The organism is Paenibacillus sp. CMAA1364 (assembly GCF_054373195.1).
The window spans coordinates 27,000-48,355 of record NZ_JBITNB010000011.1; the positions used below are offsets into that span (position 1 = coordinate 27,000).

Sequence of the window (21,356 nt, forward strand, 5' to 3'; positions counted from 1 at the left end):
AAGGGGGTTGCGTTACAAGTCATGGAACATGATCTGTAACGCAACCCCTTTATATGTTTCAATATATCCACTATTTATCGAGTTCTACGGTTTTCTTTGTATCGACATCATCTACCTTTGCACTCATAAACCAACCCAATGCAGCGATGGTCACAAGGACAATATAGAACGTTAATTTCCAAGGTGTACTATGCGCAAATGCTTCAGGAATAACATGCAGGGATGGATGTGCAAGCGTAATGATGGCAAGCTTAACACCAACCCAGCCGACAATTACAAATGCAGCAATTTCCAAACCAGGACGTGAATGCAACAATTTGACGAAGTAAGATGCAGCGAAACGCATAATAATTAATCCGATTAATCCGCCGGCAAAAACAACTAGGAATTGTCCACCATCTAGACCTCCAATATGACCAATACCACTAGGTGGTAATGCAACAGCAAGTGCTACGGCAGCTAAGATAGAATCCACTGCAAAGGCAATGTCAGCCACTTCGACCTTTAGAACAGTGAACCAAAAGTTGCCTTTGGAAGTTCCCGCACTACCAGATTGTACGACTTCTTGTTCCTCTAATGTCTTATTCTTGTTGATTACTCTTCGAATGATATTGTTTGTGGCTATAAACAGTAAGTATAATGCACCAATAGCTTGCACCTGCCAAATATCAACAAGGTAAGAAATGACAAACAGTGATCCGAATCGGAATACAAAAGCACCAGCGAGTCCATAGAATAGTGCTCTTTTTCTTTCTTTGTCAGGAAGATGTTTAACCATTATGGCCAGAACAAGCGCATTGTCTGCGGCAAGTAGACCTTCCAATCCAACGAGTACGAGAAGCACCCAACTATACTCCAATATTAAACTTAAATCCATTACTTCTCCCCCTTATATGTGTAGTATGTTCAAAAATCTATAAGAAAACGTCATCTGACGTGTTTCTAATGATAGGCAACAAAAAAGACCTTTACCAAAAAGGTGAGCTGCCTTTGAATTAACAAAGGTAGTCCCAAATTGGTAAAGGTCTCGCTAACAATTGATTTATCTCAATTGCAATATAGCCGGAGAATGATCTCGTATTGACGACTGTATTGTGCGTAGCTACTCCCCTTTACGGGTATGAAATTAACAATTACGAACATTCATGTTTTAACATTGAAATCATATATTTATTTCAGGCATATGTCAATAGTAATCTATGGGTGATATGATGAGAAGTATGTGATGTTGTATTGGAGGAGAGCAATATACAAGCCGTAACTATACCCGAGATAACCATATGGAATCAAGAAATCATTCAAGTTCGAATATCCATGTCTTACCCTTTGCGATGGGTGAACAGTTATGTACTACCATGCGCGAAAGGAATTGCCATCATTGACCCTGGGCCACGTACGCAAGGAAGCGTGGAGGAATGGAAGTTAGTGCTTGCTCAATTAGGATATGTCTTACAAGATGTGAAGCAGATCTTCGTAACACATCATCATCCGGATCATTATGGATTAGCAGGATGGTTCCAATCCGAGGTGGGTTGTCCAGTATATATGTCTCAACGAGCATACGAGGAGTCTTTATTGATGTGGGGCAATGCATCTACTATAAATGAAGACTTAATCCATCATTTAACCCAACATGGATTGTCTCATGCATGGACAGTACAAATGGAACAACATCTATTAGATTTCTTGCCACAGGTATCACCAATGCCTGAAGTTACATGGGTCGAGCATGGTTCATACATCACATTAGGCAAGTACAATTGGTTCATTATTGAGAGTGGTGGTCATGCACCAGGACATCTTTCTCTATACAATAAAGAAGCGGGATTCATGATATGTGGTGACGCTGTGTTACCTCGGATTTCTCCCAATGTTAGTCTTATTCCAGGAAGTGATCCTAATCCATTGTATACGTTTATTACTAGTTTAGAACAATTTAAGAATTATGAAGTCGGTCAAGCTTTTCCAGGACATAGACACCCATTCACATATTTCCATCAACGAATAGGAGAACTGTTACAGCATCATGAAGAGCGCCTATTACGTATTTACAATGAGCTCCTAGAATGCCCACAAAGCGGATTTTCTTTATGTAACATTTTATTTGGACAAGATATATCAATACACCAAATGCGGTTTGCGATGTGTGAAGTGCTTGCACATACACAGGAATTAATACGCCGAGGTAAAATAAAGGCGGTAGACGCTTCTTTAGATGGGAATATTGTCTTCGCTACGTTGGGTTGAAATAAAATGATCCGTTTATAACAAACACCGCACACTTTTAGAAGTGTACGGTGTTTGTTAGGTTCTGGATAAGCTAATAAAGTAATCTTTACAATATGAAGTTATTCAGGAGAACTTCCATCATTTAGAGGATCTGTTTCCGTGGGTTCTACTTCTTTCTCGGCTTGTTTTCGGTGTGCAATACGGCTACTAGCTGCAGCAGCTACTGCACCAACGATATCATCTAAGAATGTATGCACCTGTCCACTGGACTTATCATTTAGTCTATCCAAAATACCAGGTTTTAGTTTATCTACATAACCATAATTCGTAAATCCTATACTTCCATAGACGTTGACAATCGAGAATGCCAATATTTCATCTACGCCGTAAAGACCTTCATCATTTACAAGCATATCCTGCAAGGGTGATAATAGTTTACCTTCCTCTGCCAAAATATCAAGTTGTATCCCGGTTAGAACCGCGTTTTGTACTTCACGTTTACTGAGCACCATCTCGACATTATGGATACATTCTTCCATATTTAGCGCTGGGTAGTATTTCTTCTGCAAGAACAAGACAAGTTCAGCAATTTCGGGGATAGTGACCCCTCTTTGTTGGAGTAACTCATGAGTTGTATCTGATACGACTTTGCTGTTTAGAGCATATGGAATCTTTTCGTTTAGCATAACGGTTCACAACATCCTTTTTAATGTATTTAACTCTTTAATACGTTTTAGAAACGTAAAAAGTAGTTATTATTTTGAGAATAGCTCGTATACATACTAGTACAAACTGTAAAAATTGGTTAGGGAGGTTTAATATTTATGTTGAAAAAAAAGAAAATCAGAAATATTTCTGCGGCTGGATTGATCCTTGTTCCCATCGTATTATCTGGGTGTAGTGGGTTTGGTAATCAATCGATGGAAATCGACCCACCTCCTGCTCAAGTTGAAGTTGACATGCTTCGGGCTGTGAACGGCACTTCTCCACAAGCGCAGAAGGAGAAATTAACGCCCACGTCAACGATTTATTTAGCAGATCAACACGGATTTCTGGTTCCTGTATCTGTGGGACTTCCTCCTACGGATAATAAAGATAACATGCTTCTACGGCAATCGCTTGAGGCTTTAGTCAAGAGTGGCCCTTATGCGACCTACTTACCACAAGGCTTCGCTTCAGTATTACCTGAGGGAACAGAAGTGAAGATGGTCTCCATTGATAAGGAAAGCAAGTTAGCTGTGGTGGAATTTAATAAATCCTTTACAGAATATGATGCCTCAAACGAAAGGAAAATGCTAGAGGCGGTAACTTGGACCTTAACTCAGGATCCTAATGTGGAACAAGTGCAATTCTGGGTAGAAGGCAAGAAAATGACGGAAATGCCACTTAACCATACACCGCTTGATCAGTCACTTGGACGAAGTATGGGCATTAATTTAGAAAAGGGTCATGGTGCTAATTACACGAGATCCAGCTCAGTGACGATGTACTTCGCTTCGGAGTCACCAACAGGCACGTCATATTATGTTCCCGTCACACGGTTGATTGAACCCGGACAAGAAACGGTCCACGCGGCGCTTAGCGAACTTATTCGTGGTCCACAGTCCATGTCAGGGTTAGAACATGTGATGACGGATGGCACTACGATACAGTCCGTTAAAACAGCAAAAGATGGTACAGTGACCGTTTCTTTGATGGAAGATATGTTCGATAAAGGAGAGAAGGTTCCTTCACAACTTCTACAATCTGTTGTATTAACTGTGAGTGAGAATGCTGGTAATCACAAGGTCATTATTCAATTGAATGGTGAAACAAAGGTGATTGGTTCTGATAATCAAAATTACAGTGAACCAGTCTCAAGACCACAATTTATTAACGAGATACCCATATAATGAACCTTCCTACTTCAAAAGATGCTTTTATTGCTGCACTTTGATAAAATAAGGTTGGCAAAATAGGACGCTAATGATGTAGGAGGCAAACAATACATGAGATCAAACGGAAGAAATAACGATCAATTACGAAATATTAACATCACAACAAATGTCAATAAATATGCGGAAGGTTCTGTTTATATAGAAATGGGAGATACTAAGATCCTCTGTACAGCCACGGTGGACGAGAAAGTTCCTCCATTCTTAAAAGGCCAAGGCAAGGGTTGGGTAACAGCAGAGTATTCCATGTTGCCAAGAGCAACACATACGCGTAATCAACGAGAAGCCAATCGTGGCAAGTTAACGGGTAGAACGATGGAAATACAGCGGTTGATTGGTAGAGCGCTGCGATCTGTTGTGAATCTGAATGCGCTAGGTGAACGAACCATTACACTGGATTGCGATGTGATCCAAGCGGATGGCGGAACAAGAACCACTTCTATTACAGGTTCCTTTATCGCTCTTTGTTTGGCAGTAAATAAGATATCACAACAACATAAATTGCCAGTATTTCCGATTGAGGACTTTTTAGCTTCGGTTAGTGTAGGCGTTGTAGGTGGGCAGACGTTGTTGGATTTGAATTATGAAGAAGACTCCAAGGCTAAGGTAGATATGAATCTTGTGATGACCGGAAAAGGTCAGTTCGTTGAATTGCAAGGAACTGGGGAAGAGAGTCCTTTCTCGCGTCAGGAATTAGATGAAATGCTTCTGATAGGGGAACAAGGTATCAAGGATATCATTACTCGTCAACAAGAAGTGTTAGGCCCAATTGCTCTGATGATCGGTTCAGGTATAGCTGGCAAAGGAGTATAACATGGAACTAGATCAAGATATCATCATTGTTGCGACGAAGAATCAAGGCAAAGTGAAAGAATTCCAGCATGCTTTTGGCCTTCTAGGTAAACAAGTGAAAAGTATGTTTGACTATCCAGATATGCCAGAAGTGATTGAAGACGGACAGACTTTTGCGCAGAATGCTCTTAAAAAGGCCAAAACCGTTGGAGATGCACTTGGATTACCTGTGTTAGCTGATGATTCAGGATTATGTGTGGATGCATTGGATGGAAGACCTGGTGTGTACTCAGCACGTTATGCTGGCGAACATGCTACCGATCAAGAGAATAACGAGAAGTTATTACAAGAACTAGAACGATTGAAACAAGGTGAAGATACAGAACAAACATTATTAAGTGTAGCAAGCTTTAATTGCTCATTGGTATTGTATAATCCATCAACAGGTCAACATGTGGAGACGTCTGGTTCTGTGTCTGGTTGGATCACATCCGATGTGGCAGGTGCTGGCGGATTTGGTTATGACCCCCTCTTCTATGTCTCACAGTTTGAAAAAACGATGGCTGAGTTATCGTTGGAGGAGAAGCAATCGATTAGCCATCGTGGAATCGCCTTGCGAGAGTTAATAGTTAGATTACAGGGTTGAATATAAGGATTGCTGTACAATTATATCAGAAAGAAGACTGCCCTAAAGGGAGTCTTCTTTTTTGTATATTTAACGAATGGACACATGGTACGACCGAAGCCAGTAATTAACTTGTGTTAAATAAGCGAAGAGTTGGGGACCGGACATTAGTTGACCAAACCAAGGTAGATTAGAGGATGCATCCGCGGAGGAGGCGATTTGACGAATCTTGACAGAATCAATTAAGGGCAAAATAGGTGAAGTGGGATCATCTAATATCGTGAGTAATTGTTGTTTTACAGCATGAAGATAATTTGGATTATGTGTTTTGGGATAGGGGCTCTTTTTACGATAGAGAACATCATCAGGGAGTATACCTTCCAGTGATTTGCGTAGGATGCCCTTCTCCCGGTTGCCCGTCATCTTCATATCCCAAGGGATATTCCATACATATTGAATTAACCGATGGTCACAGAATGGAACCCGAACTTCTAGTCCAACACCCATACTCATGCGATCTTTGCGATCTAAAAGCGTTGGCATGAAGCGAGTGATGTTGAGATAAGACATGATGCGCATTTGAGCTTGTCGACCGGTCTCACCATGAAGTCTCGGAACTTCACGTACTGCATCCGCATATCGATCTCCTAAGTATTCTAGCGGCGATATAAATTCTCGTATTTCAGGCGAGAGTAGACTGGATCTCATTTCTGGGGCAACTGCCCACGGGAAAGTTCCTGAATTAAGCATATCATCGCGATGAAACCATGGATATCCTCCGAATATTTCATCTGCTGCTTCTCCGGATATAGCAACTGTCGCTTCTTTTTTAACTTCTTTACAGAATAAATAAAGAGAAGAATCGACATCCGCCATGCCTGGCATGTCACGTGCTTGTGTAGAAGCCTCTAACGCGCCAACTAATTCTGCAGTATCCACCTCGATGTAATGATGAGAGGTTTGAAGTTCATCGACCATACGCTTGATCCAAGGAGCATCAGAACCGGGTTGAAATACATGTGATGTGAAATGCTTATCATTATTTAGATAATCCACAGAGTAAGTGTGTACTTGTCCTTGACCTGTGCGTCGATAGTAATCTACAGCTAGAGCAGTTAAAGCACTTGAATCTAACCCCCCTGATAAAAGTGTACATACTGGAACGTCAGAGATTAACTGCCGTTCTACAGTGTCTTGTAGGAGTTCCTTTACTTGATGTGCGGTGGTATTCTCATCATCTTCATGTGGATGGCTTTCCAGCTTCCAATACGCATAAGATCGAAGCCCATTACGGGAATAAATCATCGCATGCCCCGGACGAAGTTCGTGCATATTGTTATATATGGCATGCCCAGGCGTCCGCGCTGGTCCAATAATGAATATTTCGGCTAATCCTTCACAACCTATAGATGCCTCTACATCTGGATGTTGAAGCAAAGCCTTAGGTTCTGAGCCAAAGACAAACGTACCCTCAATTACGCTGTAAAATAATGGTTTTACACCTACACGGTCTCTTGCGAAGAAGACATGTTGCTGCACACTGTCCCAAATGCCAAATGCAAAGATACCATTCAAACGATCCACACAATCAGGGCCCCACTCCATGTAAGCAACTAACAGAACTTCTGTATCACAGCTAGTTGTGAACGTATATCCACGCTGTTGCAGTTCCCGCGTAAGTTCTGCGGCGTTATATAGCTCACCGTTATAGACAATAGCGTACACATCCTCATTTCGATGTCTGATCATGGGTTGTGCACCATTGCTTGGATCTATGATACTGAGCCTGCGATGTCCAAAGGCACAAGGATTGGATATCCAAGTGCCAGATGCATCAGGACCTCTAGGAGTTAAGGTATCGGTCATACGGAGTAATAATTCTGAATCTTTCGTTAAGTCACGGCCCCACTGAATAAATCCTGTAATTCCGCACATGACGGACCATCCTTTCGTTGTTGTATATTTACGCCTATTCACTTCCCAAAGTGACAGATTGTCGTGGTTAGGACGACAATCCAGCAATTCATACAAATATATGCCGAAGTTAGGCATAAAATGTATGTCTTTTAAGGAAAGCTATAGATGAACATACATGACATGAGTGTCAAAAAAGGAGGAAGTTTGCGATGAACAAACATAAGTATTATGTATCCGTTCATGGAAGAAGTGTATTAATGAATAAGGGTGCAACATCTTATGAATGGGAAATCGAAGCAACATCTGAACAAGCACAGGAAATCGCCCATTTAATGAGGCAGTTAGAGGAAGAAGAACAAGGAGGGTTTATACATCATGTATTTCCATGGCCTGATACACCAGAAGAAGAAATGAATATGGCTTATCAGCATGCACTAGATGATATTTATAAATCGATTTATGATCTATGCTCTGAGTGTACCAGATTACAAATGCGTGAATCTGGAATCAATGCCTTTCTACAATCATACGACGGATAATAACCAAATAATATAACTAATAACCGCCTGCTGATATCACCATAATAATGATTAGGAGGTGATCTGGATGGCGGAGAAATATAAGAAGAACAAAGGCAACAAATACGCTCATAACAACGAGTTTGCAGAAGAAGTAATGGCTAAGAACGCAGCCCAACATGTGGAAGAGAAGATGAACTGGCGTCGTGGTAATAAGTAATAATATTACGAACAAGTATTGTAATTGTAGGTATTAGGAAATTAACAGTTGATTAATTATGAGGGTGCGGTATAATGAATAACGCACCCTTTTCACATGGGTCACCACGTACAATTTCAATTAACATGTCTCAGTAGCTCAGCTGGATAGAGCAACGCCCTTCTAAGGCGTCGGTCGGGGGTTCGAATCCCTCCTGGGACATAGACAAGAAGCTCTCCTATATGGAGGGCTTTTTTTGTGTGTTCGGACGGAGGAGAACTCCAATATTATAGGCTTTGTTTAATAAGCTTTACAATCCACTTTTATCATTGGAAAAATAGTAAATATTTGATAAGATATGATATAGATCTCCTAGACGGGGTCTGTATGTTTATGGAGGGATAATAGATGGTGTTTCTAAATGTTGAAAATGGAAGGAAGAGTCTTCTAACTGGAGGTGAAATCGCTTATGAACCTTAGTATGATCCTTCAAAATTCAAATACACAGTTGGTAAATCAGCTGGTCTTTTTTGACGAAGAGAAGAAGTTCTTCTTGATGCAATACATACCGGATGATCTGAAAGAGAAGAAAAAAGTAGATCAGATTCTTTCTATTTATACAACTTCACTAGAGAGAATCATTTCTGAACAAAACGAAGATTCTTTACATGCTATGGTTCTTATTGGAAGCGAAGTGACTCTGCGTTATGCGGATGATGGTTATGAAGAGAAATATGTGATTGTTTTTCCACATCGAGCAGACCCAAGTAAGAACTGGATTTCATTCTTATCTCCTATCGGATTACAATTATTAATGACTAGAAAAGGTGAAACATACGAATTCGTTGTACCTTCAGGGCATATTGAAGTAATCATACAAGAAGTGAAATACATGAATTATGGTGATTTGGATAGAGCTTAAGCGAATAACATATGAAGGAGAATGAATATGATACAGGTTAAAGAGTTCGTGGATTCAGATAATTCTTATGCGGAGAATAAAGCTAATCAGTTTTTGGCTGGACTGAAAGAAGAGCAAGTGATTAATATTTGTTATGGATCTGTAGTGAAATCAAGTGTATCCAAAACAGAGCGCCAAAGAAGTACTATTCTGATTGTGTACAAAACACAGAATCAGACTGACGCATCCTAAACAGAGTTTTCGTAACTCTTCTTATGTATGCGTTTTCCTGTGGGGGTTCTCACGCACCCTGTGACACAAAGAAAGCCCTCCAAGTTGGAGGGCTTTCTTTACTATGTCCCAGGAGGGATTCGAACCCCCGACCGACGCCTTAGAAGGGCGTTGCTCTATCCAGCTGAGCTACTGAGACTCGAAAAACGACATTAATTAATATATCATGAATAGTTTATGAAATCAAGTGTTTATACTACATAGTGTTTTTTTTGTTTTGTAAGTGGGTATGATATAATTTACAACTAACAGAATTAATCAAGAGAGGAGGGGTACAAATGAACAACATGCATTCCTCTGACAAAGACAATCTCTTTCTATTTCCAAAGACATTGGATTACTATCAGATACAATTAACGGTCATGTTAGAAAGTGAACAATATAAAGAAGCTATGAACTTACTTCGTTTCTTACTGCAATGCCAAGGGCAAGAAGAGAGGCATTTGGATGAGTGGCATGCTTTACTTGAATGGTTAGAGACAGCTTTTCCACAATATATGTCCGATGATGATCATCTGGATTTAACCTCAATAGAACATGAAGGTGAACTGGATGAAGAACACCTAGCTCGGCGTAATGCACAGTTTAAACATGCAGAAGATGCGGATTATGCGAACAAACTGTTGCGTGTTGTGAAAGACGAGGTTTTGTCCGAACAAACGATGCTTGCTTTGGGACAACTGTCCTATCTACAAGGCGAAGACATTGATCTTGAATTAGTGGATTGGCTACAACATAATACACTTCATCCTTTACTCCAATTTCAAGTGCTACAAACACTACATAAGCGTGGTATGCATGGAATGGTTACTTTTACGAGAGGGCAAGAACAGGTAGAAATAGACATTGAAGCTATTCCTATACAAGATAGTGGCTTCCCGGTAAATATACAACAGATTGTAGATCGTGTTGCTGAATATACAGAGATCCAAGAACCGACGCTATACTACTTCGCACAGGAGTTGTGGTTTCAGTTCATCAAGGTAATCTATGGAACCAATGTATATCTATCGATGCTGACCGAAGAGGACTTAGTGATGGATATCTGGGCAGCCGCCCTTCATCAGAATGTGTCGGAGAGCTTGACCGGCAGTCGAAATGAAGAGGATACAAGGGCTATATATGGCATTACAGAAAATTACCGTTTTCAGTTCGAACAAGCCTACCGGGTGCTGAACCAATTTGTGACCGAAGGGGAAGTATAGACTTATAGCACACCGCCATTTTAAATTATAATCATTACATTCCAATTGATTCTAGAACCTTTCCTTGAAAAAAAGTACAATGTTGTTTATACTAAAATGGTTGTTCTGTGCGTGAATTTATGTTATTTAACGAGTGATGGTTGTGTCTTGCTTGTATATGGAACATACTCATCTCTGCGAGAAATATAAGAATGAATGAAGTGTTAGCTTTTGACTTCTTATATTGTAAGATAAAAAAAGCGAATTATTTTTGGAGGGGAAAGCATAAAATGAAAGCAAAATGGGAAAAAATAGAGAAGAACCTTGGGGTTCTTGAAGTTGAAGTAGAAACTGAACGTGTCACTGAGGCGCTAGACAAGGCCTTCACAAAAGTTTCTAAGAAAGCACATGTACCTGGATTCCGTAAAGGTAAAGTGCCACGTTCCGTTTTTGAAGCTCGTTATGGTGTAGAAAGCCTTTATCAAGATGCGATTGACATCTTGCTTCCTGAAGCATACACAGAAGCGGTAGATGAGACTGATATCTTCCCAGTAGATCGTCCAGAGATCGATATTGATCAATTTGCTAAAGGTGAAGTATTTAAGTTCAAAGCTAAAGTTACTGTGAAGCCTGAAGTAACACTTGGTCAATATAAAGGTGTTGAAGTGCCAGTACAAAAAGTTGAAGTAACAGAAGATGAGCTGAATCAGGAATTGGTTCGTTTACAAGGTCGTCATGCTGAGCTAGTTGTTATCGAAGATGGTGCTGCTGAGAATGGCGACATTACAATCATTGATTTTGACGGTTCTGTCGATGGTGTTGCTTTTGAAGGCGGACAAGCCGAAGCTTATTCATTGGAACTAGGAAGTAATTCCTTTATCCCTGGATTTGAAGAACAGGTTGTTGGATTAGCTACGGGTGACCAGAAGGATGTTGAAGTAACATTCCCTGACAGTTATCAAGTGGAGACTCTAGCTGGTAAGCTTGCAGTATTTAAAGTGAAGGTTCACGAAATCAAGCGTAAGCAACTTCCAGAATTGGATGATGAATTCGCTAAGGACGTAAGTGAATTTGAAACATTAGATGAATACAAAGCTGATTTGACGAAGCAATTAGAATCTCGCAAAGAGCAAGAAGCAAAAGGTGTTCGCGAAGGTCTAGTTGTGGATAAAGTTGCTGAATTGGCAGAAGTTGAGATTCCAGAATCTATGATCGATAGTGAAGTTAAGAACATGATGAGCGATTTCGATAATCGTCTTCGTTCACAAGGTATGAATCTTGAAATGTTCTTGAGTTTCTCAGGTCAATCAACAGCTGATCTACAAGAGCAGATGAAGACGGATGCGCAGAAGCGCGTGCGTAACAATCTTGTGCTTGAGCAAGTTGCTAAAGATGAGAAGATTGAAGCTAGCGACGAAGATGTGTCTAATGAATTAGATACATTAGCTGAATCCTACAAACGTTCTGCAGAAGAGTTGAGAAATGTTCTAGAATCTAATGGATCATTGAACAGCCTTCGTGAAGAAATTGCTTTGCGCAAGACCGTCGATTTCTTGTTAGATAACAGCAAAGAAGTTGCTCCTGTGGAAACACAAGAAGCTACTGAAGAAACGCAAGAAGACAAATAAGAATCTAGCATAGTAATGGATAAGGTGCGTGTTTTTACGCGCCTTATTTTTACCTAACGACTACCAAAATTTGGGTAAAACATAAGGTATTTGGGTTTTAATGATGAAATACATATTTTTGCGATTAGTATGGGTAACATATATTGAAAAAATGACATCGTGCTTCTAACATGTTAAAATATTCATGAGAGTTCAAATTGCGTTTTCAAAAGGAAAAGAGGTTGGTTAAATGAGTCTAATACCTATGGTTGTTGAACATACCAGTCGAGGGGAACGTTCTTACGATATTTACTCGAGATTGCTTAAGGATCGCATTATCTTTTTAAGTAATGCTATTGACGATGATGTTGCCAATCTTGTTATAGCACAGTTATTATTTCTAGCTGCTGAAGACCCTGAGAAAGATATTAGTCTTTATATTAACTCACCAGGTGGTTCCGTTACAGCAGGTATGGGTATATACGATACAATGCAATTCATTAAGCCGGATGTGTCTACGATATGTGTAGGAATGGCAGCAAGTATGGGATCTTTACTATTGACTGCAGGAGCCAAAGGAAAGAGATTTGCACTGACGAATAGTGAAGTGATGATACATCAGCCTTTGGGTGGTATTCAAGGTCAAGCATCTGATATTCTAATTCATGCAGATTGGATTATTAAGACTAGAGAAAAGCTTAATCAAATATATATAGAGCGAACCGGTCAATCTCTTGATAAGATTGAGAAGGATACGGATCGTGATTACTTCATGAGTGCCGAAGAAGCTTTGGAATACGGACTTATAGACAAAGTCCTTTCCTCACCGAACAAATCTTAAGGGGTGGTAATATGTTTAAGTTTAATGATGAGAAGGGACAACTGAAATGTTCTTTCTGTGGTAAGACTCAGGAACAAGTACGCAAATTAGTTGCAGGTCCTGGCGTTTATATATGTGATGAATGTATCGAATTGTGTACAGAAATAGTAGAGGAAGAACTAGGTCATGAGGAAGAAGTAGATCTCAAAGATATTCCGAAGCCTAAAGATATTTGTAGCATTCTTGACCAATATATTATTGGGCAAGATCAAGCTAAGAAGTCTTTATCTGTTGCCGTATACAATCATTATAAACGAATCAATACTCAAAGTAAGATTGATGATGTTGAACTTTCTAAGAGTAACATTCTCTTGTTGGGTCCAACAGGTTCTGGGAAGACGCTACTGGCTCAGACGATGGCAAGGATCCTCAATGTTCCTTTTGCTATAGCTGATGCAACTTCTTTGACAGAAGCTGGTTATGTAGGTGAGGATGTTGAGAATATTCTGCTCAAGCTTATACAAGCGGCAGATTATGATGTGGAGAAAGCAGAACGAGGCATTATTTATATCGATGAAATTGATAAAGTAGCTCGTAAATCTGAGAATCCATCCATTACTCGTGATGTATCAGGTGAAGGTGTACAGCAAGCACTTCTGAAGATACTTGAAGGAACTGTTGCATCCGTACCACCACAGGGTGGACGTAAGCATCCTCATCAAGAATTCATTCAAATTGATACTACAAATGTATTGTTCATCTGTGGTGGAGCATTTGACGGATTGGAGCAACTAATTAAACGTCGAATCGGTAAGAAAGTAATCGGATTTAATGCGGGTGCAGAGGCCCAAAAGGACTTGAATCCAGGTCAGTACCTATCTATGGTACTGCCAGAAGATCTATTGAAATTCGGTCTAATACCTGAATTTGTAGGTCGTTTACCTATTATTTCAAGCTTGGAGCCATTGGAAGAGGATACGTTAGTTCGCATTCTGACTGAACCGAAGAATGCATTAACGAAGCAATATCAAAAACTGCTTGAAATGGATAACGTCAACCTTGAATTTGAGCCTACAGCATTGGTAGCCATTGCTAAAGAAGCGATTAAACGCAACACAGGAGCTCGTGGTCTAAGAGCGATTATTGAAGGCATTATGTTAGATATGATGTTTGAAATCCCATCCAGGGAAGATATCGAGAAGTGCGTCATCACAGAGCAGGTCGTAAAGGATAAGATGATTATCCCTGAGTTGAATACCAAGGATAAAAAAGATAATGACGCTAAGAAAGAAGAAGAAAGTGCTTAAACGTTCTTTATACACGACAAGCATGATCTGAATAGATTGCCGAAGTTCCACTTCCAGCTTATACGTGCAGCTATTGACGTTGAGTTGGGGTGGAGTTTTAGCGTTAGAGGGGGATATGTCATGTTTCTAAGAAAAGATACGCGTTCAGTCAAGGTTGGGGATCTCACGATTGGTGGCAATAACGATGTCATTATTCAGAGTATGTGTACAACGAAGACAGCAGATGTAGAAGCCACGGTTGCTGAAATATTAAGGTTAGAAGAAGCAGGTTGCCAAATGGTCCGCGTGACCGTGAATAATGAAGAAGCTGCTGCTGCAATTAAGGAAATTAAGAAACAAATTCATATCCCGTTGGTAGCAGATATCCATTTCGATTATAGATTGGCACTAGCAGCTATTGAGAACGGAATTGATAAAGTTCGGATTAATCCAGGTAATATTGGTCGGCGTAGCAAAGTAGAAGAGGTCGTTAAAGCTTGTAAGGCACGTGGCATTCCTATTCGTATTGGGGTTAATGCAGGTTCACTTGAGAATCATTTGCTTGAGAAATATGGTTATCCAACACCCGATGCAATGGTGGAAAGTGCACTCTTTCATATAGGTATTCTAGAAGAATTAGACTTCCATGACATTATCGTTTCACTCAAAGCGTCTGATGTTCCTATGGCACTTGAGGCTTATCGTAAAGCGGCTGAAGTTATTCCATATCCATTGCACTTAGGTATCACAGAAGCTGGAACATTATTCTCAGGAACGATTAAGAGTTCCGCTGGTATTGGAGCCCTTCTGTCTATGGGCATCGGGAATACGTTGCGAATCTCCCTTAGTGCTGACCCTGTTGAAGAAGTTAAGGTAGCACGTGAGATATTGAAATCATTTGGGCTAATATCGAATGCCCCAACACTAATCTCATGTCCAACTTGTGGACGATTAGATATCGACTTATTTTCTATTGCAAATGAAGTAGAAGAATATATTTCTAACTTAAAGGTACCGATTAAAGTATCTGTTCTTGGTTGTGCTGTGAATGGGCCGGGAGAAGCTAGAGAAGCTGATATTGGAATTGCTGGTGCACGTGGAGAAGGAATGCTCTTTCGTTATGGAGAGATGATTCGTAAGGTGCCTGAGGCAGAGTTAGTGAATGAATTGAAGAAAGAAATTGACCATATTGTTGAAGTGTATGAAGCTACTGGAGAAATACCAGGTCGCAATCATCAACATTTATAATAACGAGATAACATGATTTAATAGTAGCACCTCTTAGAAATGACTTGGTAGATCCTTAGGGAAATCCAATGCCATGGTAAGGGGTGTTTTTTGTATCCTCACACGGTAATAGGACCGGGTCCTATACCATTCTATGCGCTATCATTTTTACCAGTAAATTTCACGGATGAGTTTATTGGGTGTGGAAAGGGCTATACTACCAAGTATTAGACAAATGGCAGTTATAGAAATGGGAGGACAACTATGAATGTAAGTATGATTATTATGGTGATTAATCTGTTTTTTGGTGTTGTCATTGGAATGTACTTTCTCAATTTGTTGCGAGGGCAGAAGTCTAATCGTACATCCATTGATAGAGAATCAAGGAAAGAGCTTGATAAGTTAAGAAGAATGCGATCCATATCGCTCACCAAGCCACTCTCGGAGAAGACAAGACCCCAATCAATGGATGATATTGTAGGGCAGAAAGATGGATTACGAGCGTTAAAAGCGGCATTATGTAGTGCTAATCCTCAGCATGTCATTATTTATGGGCCACCAGGTGTAGGGAAAACCGCTGCCGCACGAGTTGTATTACAGGAGGCGAAGAAGAATCCCCATTCACCTTTTAAGAATGAAGCGAAGTTTACTGAAATAGATGCTACAACGGCTCGTTTCGATGAAAGGGGAATAGCGGACCCCTTAATTGGATCTGTTCATGATCCGATTTACCAAGGGGCAGGTTCCATGGGAGTTGCCGGCATTCCGCAACCTAAACCGGGGGCTGTCACTAAAGCACATGGAGGCATTCTATTTATTGATGAGATTGGGGAGTTGCATTCCATTCAATTAAATAAGCTATTAAAGGTGCTTGAAGATCGCAAGGTTATCTTAGAGAGTGCATATTATAACTCTGAGGACAATAATACACCTGCATATATTCATGATATTTTCCAACATGGGTTACCTGCTGATTTCCGCCTCGTTGGTGCGACAACTCGTTCTGCGCAAGAGATACCAGCGGCGCTTCGATCGAGATGTATGGAAATATACTTTAGACCGTTGTTGCCTGAGGAGATCGGAATCATTACCGAAGATGCTATTCAAAAAATAGGCTTCAAACCATGCCCTGCTGCTGTAGAAGTGGTGAAGCAATATGCGACGAATGGTAGAGAAGCTGTGAATATCGTCCAGCTTGCAGTTGGATTAGCGTTGACGGAGAAGAGAGATGAGTTGTCTGCATCTGATGTGGAGTGGGTAGCGAATAGCAGCCAGCTCCAACCACGTTCAGAGCGTAAAATACCAACAATTCCTCAGATTGGGGTAGTGAATGGACTCGCAGTATACGGATCCAACATAGGCGCAATACTTGAGATTGAAGTGACAGCCACGGCTTGTACAAAAGGGAAAGGGCAGATTCATGTAACGGGTGTAGTAGAGGAAGAAGAAATTGGGAGTGGATCTCGTACGATTCGGCGAAAGAGTATGGCCAAGGGCTCATTGGATAATGTTCTCACCGTTCTTCGTCTATTAGGTATTGATACCAGTAGATATCATCTGCACATTAACTTTCCAGGAGGTAATCCAATCGATGGGCCATCTGCTGGAATTGCGATGGCAACGGCCATCTTGTCTGCAGTCAAACGCATACCCATTGATCATACCATCGCTATGACAGGTGAGATTAGTATTCATGGTAAAGTTAAACCTATCGGAGGAGTTATAGCCAAAGTCGAAGCTGCCTTTCAGGCGGGGGCGACAACCGTTATTATACCGAAAGACAATTGGCAGAGCCTGTTTGCGGACCTTAAAGGATTAAATGTAATACCGGTTGAGTCTATTCAGGAAGTGTTTCATTATGTGTTTGGTAAGGAAATAGCGAATCATTTGTATGAAACGATGGTATCCGAGGTGACGGATGTATTCCCAGGTTTATCAAGTTCACTCCTACAAGCAAATTCAGTGACACCAAGCGCTATTACTGATTCCAACCACTATTAGTAGCGAGTCCATATTGGTGTTTCACAACCTTTTTTGTTAAAGTATATAGAAGTATAAGTGTAAAGAGAGCAACTGGAGGTGCGAAAGCGATGGGGTCGATCAAAACGAAAGGTCGTCTTTTTCCTTTGCTGCCGTTAAGAGGGCTTCTTGTCTACCCAAGCATGGTTCTACATCTTGATGTGGGTCGTGAGAAATCGGTCAAAGCACTGGAAAAAGCGATGATAGAAGATAATTTAATACTCCTTTGTTCTCAATCTGAAGTGAACATTGAGGAGCCAACACAAGAAGATATATTTCGTGTTGGGACGGTAGCTAAAATAAGACAGATGTTGAAATTGCCGAATGGTACTATCCGTGTTCTTGTAGAAGGAATGGAACGTGCGGAAATTCTAGAATATACAGATCATGAGGAGTATTACGAAGTGTATGCCCGTGAGCTACCTGAGGTAGAGATTGATGATCCTTCCATGGATGCTTTAATGCGCACCGTTCTTAATCAATTTGAGAATTATATAAATTTGTCGCAGAAAGTTACACCAGAAACACTAGCGGCTGTCTCCGATATTGAGGAAGCAGGACGATTAACCGATGTGATTACAAGTCATCTGACTTTGAAGATTAAAGATAAACAAGAGATATTAGAAACAATCGATGTTCGAGAACGGATGGAGAAACTTCTTGATATCCTTAATAATGAACGTGAAGTACTTGAATTGGAACGAAAGATAGGTCAACGTGTAAAGAAACAAATGGAGAAAACACAAAAGGAATATTATCTTCGAGAACAAATGAAGGCTATACAAAAGGAATTAGGGGAGAAAGAAGGTCGAGCTAACGAAGTTGATGAGCTTCGCGAGCAGATGGAGGGAAGAGATCTCCCTGACCAGGTAAAGGAAAAGATCGATAAAGAGATCAGTCGTCTTGAAAAGATGCCTACAAGCTCAGCTGAGGGTGGCGTTATCCGTAATTATGTAGAATGGTTATTAAGTCTACCATGGGATCATGTGACGGAATACGATTTGGATCTCCAAAGAGCAGAAGATATTCTGAATGAAGATCACTATGGCTTGGAGAAGCCCAAGGAACGTGTGTTGGAATACTTGGCTGTGCAGAAGCTTGTACAACAAATGAAAGGACCCATTCTATGTCTTGTTGGTCCGCCCGGTGTTGGTAAGACATCACTAGCAAGGTCGATAGCTAGATCGTTAGATAGGGAATTTGTACGTATATCACTTGGTGGCGTCCGCGATGAAGCGGAGATTCGTGGACACCGCCGTACGTATGTAGGAGCAATGCCTGGTCGCATCATTCAGGGAATGAAGACAGCAGGATCGATGAATCCGGTGTTTCTATTAGATGAGATCGACAAGATGGCATCTGATTTCAGGGGAGATCCCTCATCTGCATTACTGGAGGTACTTGATCCAGAGCAAAATAATACATTCAGTGATCATTTCATCGAGGTTCCTTTTGACTTATCCAAAGTTATGTTTGTGACCACAGCCAATGCTATTCATAATATTCCAAGACCGCTGTTGGATCGAATGGAAATACTCCATATACCAGGTTATACCGAACTTGAGAAACTTCAAATTGCTAATCGTTATTTGTTACCGAAGCAAAAACGTGAGCATGGATTGGAGATAGAACAACTCCAGGTAGAGCACGAAGCCCTACTAAAGATCATTCGTGAATATACGCGAGAGTCAGGCGTTCGTAATCTAGAACAACAAATCGCTTCACTTTGTCGTAAGGCGGCGAAAAGGATTGTTGCGCATGAACAATCACATATTGTGTTAACACCTAATGATATTAAAGAGAATCTTGGTGTTGCTAAATTTCGTTACGGTGTTGCAGATCTTGAGGATCAAATAGGAACAGTGACAGGGCTTGCTTGGACGGAGGTCGGTGGAGAAACATTAATGATTGAAGTGACAGTTGTGCCTGGTTCAGGTAAACTAATACTAACAGGTCAATTGGGTGATGTGATGAAGGAGTCGGCACAGGCGGCCTTTAGCTACACTCGCTCTCAATCCGAAGTCTTAGGAATCGATGCACACTTTCATGAGAAGAATGATATTCATATCCATATTCCCGAAGGTGCCATTCCCAAAGATGGCCCGTCGGCAGGGATAACAATTGCTACGGCATTAATCTCGGCATTGACTAAAAGGTATGTCTCCAAGGATATTGCGATGACAGGTGAGATTACACTGCGTGGACGTGTTCTTCCTATTGGAGGTTTGAAAGAAAAGTCACTAGCTGCGCATCGTGCAGGCTATAAGAAAATTTTGCTCCCAAAAGATAATGAACGGGATTTAAGTGAGATTCCGGACAGCATAAAGAATGAAGTGGAATTTGTACCTGTTTCTCATATGGATCAGGTTCTGCAACATGCGCTTGTGGAACATTAGGGAGTGCATTAGAGAGGGATTATAATTATGAAAGTAACCAAATCAGAGTTTGTGATTGGTGCCGTTGGACCTGCTCAATATCCAGAGGACGGTTTGCCAGAGATTGCTCTGGCAGGAAGATCGAATGTTGGTAAGTCATCTTTAATAAACAAAATGATAAATCGTAAGAATCTTGCTAGAACAAGCTCAACACCTGGCAAGACCCAGCAATTAAATTATTATGTTGTGAATGATGATTTGTATTTAGTGGACTTTCCTGGATATGGGTTTGCTAAAGTATCTAAAACGCAGCGATCAGCATGGGGAAATATGATCGAGAATTATTTGTTGGAGAGAGAGACGTTAAAGTTATTATTACTCGTCGTAGATTTACGACATCCTCCTTCCAAAGACGATATGATTATGTATGATTGGGTATCGCATTATGATATTCCTGTATGTGTAGTAGCAACAAAAGCAGATAAGATTCCACGTAGTCGTTGGGCTAAGCAGATTAAACAAACGAAACAATGTTTAGGTCTTAGAATTGATCATCCGCTCGTATTATTCTCGTCTGAGACGGGACTAGGAAAAGACGAGTTGTGGGGTATCATCAAAGCGAATATGAGAGCCACTGAGGATGATATCGTTGAGATGTCACACGAAGCCGAATAAGCATATACTTGTTAACAAATAACCACGGTGTTCCGTGGTTATTTGTTTTTTCTTTATCCCATACAATAATACAAGGCTATTGAAGTGATATGGGGGGTGTTGTGATTGCGAGGAAAAGGGAAAAGGGATATATTATTCTCTTGTTTGTTGGTATTATTAGTGGGGAGTCTGTTCTATCAGAGTTATCAATTGGTTAAGCCTGATGTTGCGAAAAGTGATTCTTCACAAATGTTATTTGAGGTTGTTCATTTTCAAATTCAAATTATGAACTCTTCATTAAGTGACGCAATCCAGGCAAATAATACAAAAGAATTAGATCGCGTGAAATTAACTGCCTATTCAGCAAAATTTGGACATGAACGATTGGTTAACGCCTTCGGTAAGGATAATTTAGAGGAATTGTCAGCGATCTCTGAATTCGTTAATATGATAACAGGTTGGCAAATTGGGGGAGAACGTCCAATCAGTCAAGATGAACGTGAAATCTTACTTACATTTGCGTCCAAATTCAGTGAGGTCGTTCCCATATTTGGTATACTTGTGAATAATAAGAATGAAATAGATGATGTTCAAGGCAAACAATTGAACAAACTAAATGAACAATTGCTGGAGCTATTATCGAAGTAAGTATCTTCAATGACGATAGGTTCATAAACATGTCAATTTATCGTAATAGTGACTTGAATGAATGTGATATAATTAACATTATCGAAATTAAAATTCATTCATGTATTGATTTATATAAAATCTGGGGAAT

Annotated in this window: 20 protein-coding genes and 2 tRNA genes; 18 read left to right on the forward strand and 4 right to left on the reverse strand. The window is 40.4% G+C overall.

Going from position 1 to position 21,356, the window contains the following annotated elements; genetic code table 11:
• Window positions 1-70 precede the first annotated feature (70 nt).
• Window positions 71-877: a TerC family protein gene (locus tag ACH8E3_RS09080; RefSeq protein WP_458632309.1), complete on the reverse strand. Its 807-nt coding sequence runs from the start codon at window positions 875-877 to the stop codon at window positions 71-73.
• A 356-nt stretch (window positions 878-1,233) separates the two neighbouring features.
• On the opposite strand from ACH8E3_RS09080, the gene ACH8E3_RS09085 reads away from it, so the two are divergent.
• Complete coding sequence (locus ACH8E3_RS09085) at window positions 1,234-2,247, forward strand: MBL fold metallo-hydrolase (protein ID WP_458632310.1); 1,014 nt, start codon at window positions 1,234-1,236, stop codon at window positions 2,245-2,247.
• Window positions 2,248-2,348: 101 nt separating this feature from the next.
• On the opposite strand, the gene ACH8E3_RS09090 is transcribed toward ACH8E3_RS09085, so the two are convergent.
• Window positions 2,349-2,915 (reverse strand): phosphatidylglycerophosphatase A family protein, encoded by a 567-nt coding sequence (locus ACH8E3_RS09090; RefSeq protein WP_458632311.1) that lies wholly within the window; start codon window positions 2,913-2,915, stop codon window positions 2,349-2,351.
• A 138-nt stretch (window positions 2,916-3,053) separates the two neighbouring features.
• Here ACH8E3_RS09090 and ACH8E3_RS09095 point away from each other — a divergent pair, with 138 nt between their 5' ends.
• From ACH8E3_RS09095 to ACH8E3_RS09105, 3 genes are all read left to right on the forward strand, one after another.
• The gene (locus ACH8E3_RS09095) at window positions 3,054-4,121 is read left to right on the forward strand and encodes a GerMN domain-containing protein (protein ID WP_458632312.1); all 1,068 of its coding nucleotides are present in this window, start codon (window positions 3,054-3,056) and stop codon (window positions 4,119-4,121) included.
• A gap of 96 nt (window positions 4,122-4,217) precedes the next feature.
• On the forward strand, window positions 4,218-4,976 hold the full coding sequence (gene rph / locus ACH8E3_RS09100; RefSeq protein ID WP_458632313.1) for a ribonuclease PH: 759 nt from the start codon (window positions 4,218-4,220) through the stop codon (window positions 4,974-4,976).
• A 1-nt stretch (window position 4,977) separates the two neighbouring features.
• Window positions 4,978-5,601 (forward strand): XTP/dITP diphosphatase, encoded by a 624-nt coding sequence (locus ACH8E3_RS09105; RefSeq protein WP_458632314.1) that lies wholly within the window; start codon window positions 4,978-4,980, stop codon window positions 5,599-5,601.
• Window positions 5,602-5,670: 69 nt separating this feature from the next.
• Here ACH8E3_RS09105 and asnB read toward each other — a convergent pair whose 3' ends face one another.
• Window positions 5,671-7,515: an asparagine synthase (glutamine-hydrolyzing) gene (gene asnB, locus ACH8E3_RS09110; RefSeq protein WP_458632315.1), complete on the reverse strand. Its 1,845-nt coding sequence runs from the start codon at window positions 7,513-7,515 to the stop codon at window positions 5,671-5,673.
• 191 nt (window positions 7,516-7,706) lie between these two features.
• Between asnB and ACH8E3_RS09115 the strand changes: the two genes are divergently transcribed.
• From ACH8E3_RS09115 to ACH8E3_RS09135, 5 genes are all read left to right on the forward strand, one after another.
• Window positions 7,707-8,036, forward strand: a complete 330-nt coding sequence (locus ACH8E3_RS09115; protein ID WP_458632316.1) for a hypothetical protein — start codon at window positions 7,707-7,709, stop codon at window positions 8,034-8,036.
• A gap of 67 nt (window positions 8,037-8,103) precedes the next feature.
• The gene (locus ACH8E3_RS09120) at window positions 8,104-8,235 is read left to right on the forward strand and encodes a hypothetical protein (protein ID WP_458632317.1); all 132 of its coding nucleotides are present in this window, start codon (window positions 8,104-8,106) and stop codon (window positions 8,233-8,235) included.
• Between the two features lie 127 nt (window positions 8,236-8,362).
• Window positions 8,363-8,436, forward strand: a tRNA-Arg gene (locus ACH8E3_RS09125).
• Between the two features lie 247 nt (window positions 8,437-8,683).
• Window positions 8,684-9,136, forward strand: coding sequence for a GreA/GreB family elongation factor (locus tag ACH8E3_RS09130; RefSeq protein ID WP_458632318.1), 453 nt, complete (start codon window positions 8,684-8,686; stop codon window positions 9,134-9,136).
• Between the two features lie 27 nt (window positions 9,137-9,163).
• Window positions 9,164-9,367 (forward strand): sporulation protein Cse60, encoded by a 204-nt coding sequence (locus tag ACH8E3_RS09135; protein WP_458632319.1) that lies wholly within the window; start codon window positions 9,164-9,166, stop codon window positions 9,365-9,367.
• A 104-nt stretch (window positions 9,368-9,471) separates the two neighbouring features.
• Here ACH8E3_RS09135 and ACH8E3_RS09140 read toward each other — a convergent pair.
• Window positions 9,472-9,545: transfer RNA gene (locus ACH8E3_RS09140), tRNA-Arg, on the reverse strand.
• A 139-nt stretch (window positions 9,546-9,684) separates the two neighbouring features.
• Between ACH8E3_RS09140 and ACH8E3_RS09145 the strand changes: the two genes are divergently transcribed.
• The 9 genes from ACH8E3_RS09145 (at window position 9,685) to ACH8E3_RS09185 (ending at window position 21,226) form a co-directional block, all read left to right on the forward strand.
• Entirely contained in the window at window positions 9,685-10,611 is a 927-nt protein-coding gene (locus ACH8E3_RS09145; RefSeq protein ID WP_458632320.1) for a hypothetical protein, read from the forward strand.
• 269 nt (window positions 10,612-10,880) lie between these two features.
• Window positions 10,881-12,218: a trigger factor gene (tig, locus tag ACH8E3_RS09150; RefSeq protein ID WP_458632321.1), complete on the forward strand. Its 1,338-nt coding sequence runs from the start codon at window positions 10,881-10,883 to the stop codon at window positions 12,216-12,218.
• 229 nt (window positions 12,219-12,447) lie between these two features.
• Window positions 12,448-13,038, forward strand: coding sequence for an ATP-dependent Clp endopeptidase proteolytic subunit ClpP (clpP, locus tag ACH8E3_RS09155; RefSeq protein WP_458632322.1), 591 nt, complete (start codon window positions 12,448-12,450; stop codon window positions 13,036-13,038).
• 11 nt (window positions 13,039-13,049) lie between these two features.
• Window positions 13,050-14,324 (forward strand): ATP-dependent protease ATP-binding subunit ClpX, encoded by a 1,275-nt coding sequence (gene clpX, locus ACH8E3_RS09160; protein WP_458632323.1) that lies wholly within the window; start codon window positions 13,050-13,052, stop codon window positions 14,322-14,324.
• A 120-nt stretch (window positions 14,325-14,444) separates the two neighbouring features.
• Window positions 14,445-15,551, forward strand: a complete 1,107-nt coding sequence (ispG, locus tag ACH8E3_RS09165) for a flavodoxin-dependent (E)-4-hydroxy-3-methylbut-2-enyl-diphosphate synthase (RefSeq protein ID WP_458632324.1) — start codon at window positions 14,445-14,447, stop codon at window positions 15,549-15,551.
• 243 nt (window positions 15,552-15,794) lie between these two features.
• A complete protein-coding gene (gene lonB / locus ACH8E3_RS09170; protein ID WP_458632325.1) occupies window positions 15,795-17,531 on the forward strand; it encodes an ATP-dependent protease LonB in 1,737 nt (578 codons plus the stop codon).
• Between the two features lie 89 nt (window positions 17,532-17,620).
• A complete protein-coding gene (lon, locus tag ACH8E3_RS09175) occupies window positions 17,621-19,945 on the forward strand; it encodes an endopeptidase La (RefSeq protein WP_458632326.1) in 2,325 nt (774 codons plus the stop codon).
• Between the two features lie 27 nt (window positions 19,946-19,972).
• The gene (gene yihA / locus ACH8E3_RS09180; RefSeq protein ID WP_458632327.1) at window positions 19,973-20,599 is read left to right on the forward strand and encodes a ribosome biogenesis GTP-binding protein YihA/YsxC; all 627 of its coding nucleotides are present in this window, start codon (window positions 19,973-19,975) and stop codon (window positions 20,597-20,599) included.
• 105 nt (window positions 20,600-20,704) lie between these two features.
• The gene (locus tag ACH8E3_RS09185) at window positions 20,705-21,226 is read left to right on the forward strand and encodes a hypothetical protein (protein WP_458632328.1); all 522 of its coding nucleotides are present in this window, start codon (window positions 20,705-20,707) and stop codon (window positions 21,224-21,226) included.
• Window positions 21,227-21,356: the final 130 nt, after the last annotated feature.

What these genes read in the sequence shown, in the direction of transcription:
- ACH8E3_RS09080 (WP_458632309.1), bottom strand. Translation starts at nt 877, where the DNA reads ATGGATTTAAGTTTAATATTGGAGTATAGTTGGGTGCTTCTCGTACTC.
- ACH8E3_RS09090 (WP_458632311.1), bottom strand. Translation starts at nt 2,915, where the DNA reads ATGCTAAACGAAAAGATTCCATATGCTCTAAACAGCAAAGTCGTATCA.
- ACH8E3_RS09095 (WP_458632312.1), top strand. Translation starts at nt 3,054, where the DNA reads ATGTTGAAAAAAAAGAAAATCAGAAATATTTCTGCGGCTGGATTGATC.
- rph (WP_458632313.1), top strand. Translation starts at nt 4,218, where the DNA reads ATGAGATCAAACGGAAGAAATAACGATCAATTACGAAATATTAACATC.
- ACH8E3_RS09105 (WP_458632314.1), top strand. Translation starts at nt 4,978, where the DNA reads ATGGAACTAGATCAAGATATCATCATTGTTGCGACGAAGAATCAAGGC.
- asnB (WP_458632315.1), bottom strand. Translation starts at nt 7,515, where the DNA reads ATGTGCGGAATTACAGGATTTATTCAGTGGGGCCGTGACTTAACGAAA.
- ACH8E3_RS09115 (WP_458632316.1), top strand. Translation starts at nt 7,707, where the DNA reads ATGAACAAACATAAGTATTATGTATCCGTTCATGGAAGAAGTGTATTA.
- ACH8E3_RS09120 (WP_458632317.1), top strand. Translation starts at nt 8,104, where the DNA reads ATGGCGGAGAAATATAAGAAGAACAAAGGCAACAAATACGCTCATAAC.
- ACH8E3_RS09130 (WP_458632318.1), top strand. Translation starts at nt 8,684, where the DNA reads ATGAACCTTAGTATGATCCTTCAAAATTCAAATACACAGTTGGTAAAT.
- ACH8E3_RS09135 (WP_458632319.1), top strand. Translation starts at nt 9,164, where the DNA reads ATGATACAGGTTAAAGAGTTCGTGGATTCAGATAATTCTTATGCGGAG.
- ACH8E3_RS09145 (WP_458632320.1), top strand. Translation starts at nt 9,685, where the DNA reads ATGAACAACATGCATTCCTCTGACAAAGACAATCTCTTTCTATTTCCA.
- tig (WP_458632321.1), top strand. Translation starts at nt 10,881, where the DNA reads ATGAAAGCAAAATGGGAAAAAATAGAGAAGAACCTTGGGGTTCTTGAA.
- clpP (WP_458632322.1), top strand. Translation starts at nt 12,448, where the DNA reads ATGAGTCTAATACCTATGGTTGTTGAACATACCAGTCGAGGGGAACGT.
- clpX (WP_458632323.1), top strand. Translation starts at nt 13,050, where the DNA reads ATGTTTAAGTTTAATGATGAGAAGGGACAACTGAAATGTTCTTTCTGT.
- ispG (WP_458632324.1), top strand. Translation starts at nt 14,445, where the DNA reads ATGTTTCTAAGAAAAGATACGCGTTCAGTCAAGGTTGGGGATCTCACG.
- lonB (WP_458632325.1), top strand. Translation starts at nt 15,795, where the DNA reads ATGAATGTAAGTATGATTATTATGGTGATTAATCTGTTTTTTGGTGTT.
- lon (WP_458632326.1), top strand. Translation starts at nt 17,621, where the DNA reads ATGGGGTCGATCAAAACGAAAGGTCGTCTTTTTCCTTTGCTGCCGTTA.
- yihA (WP_458632327.1), top strand. Translation starts at nt 19,973, where the DNA reads ATGAAAGTAACCAAATCAGAGTTTGTGATTGGTGCCGTTGGACCTGCT.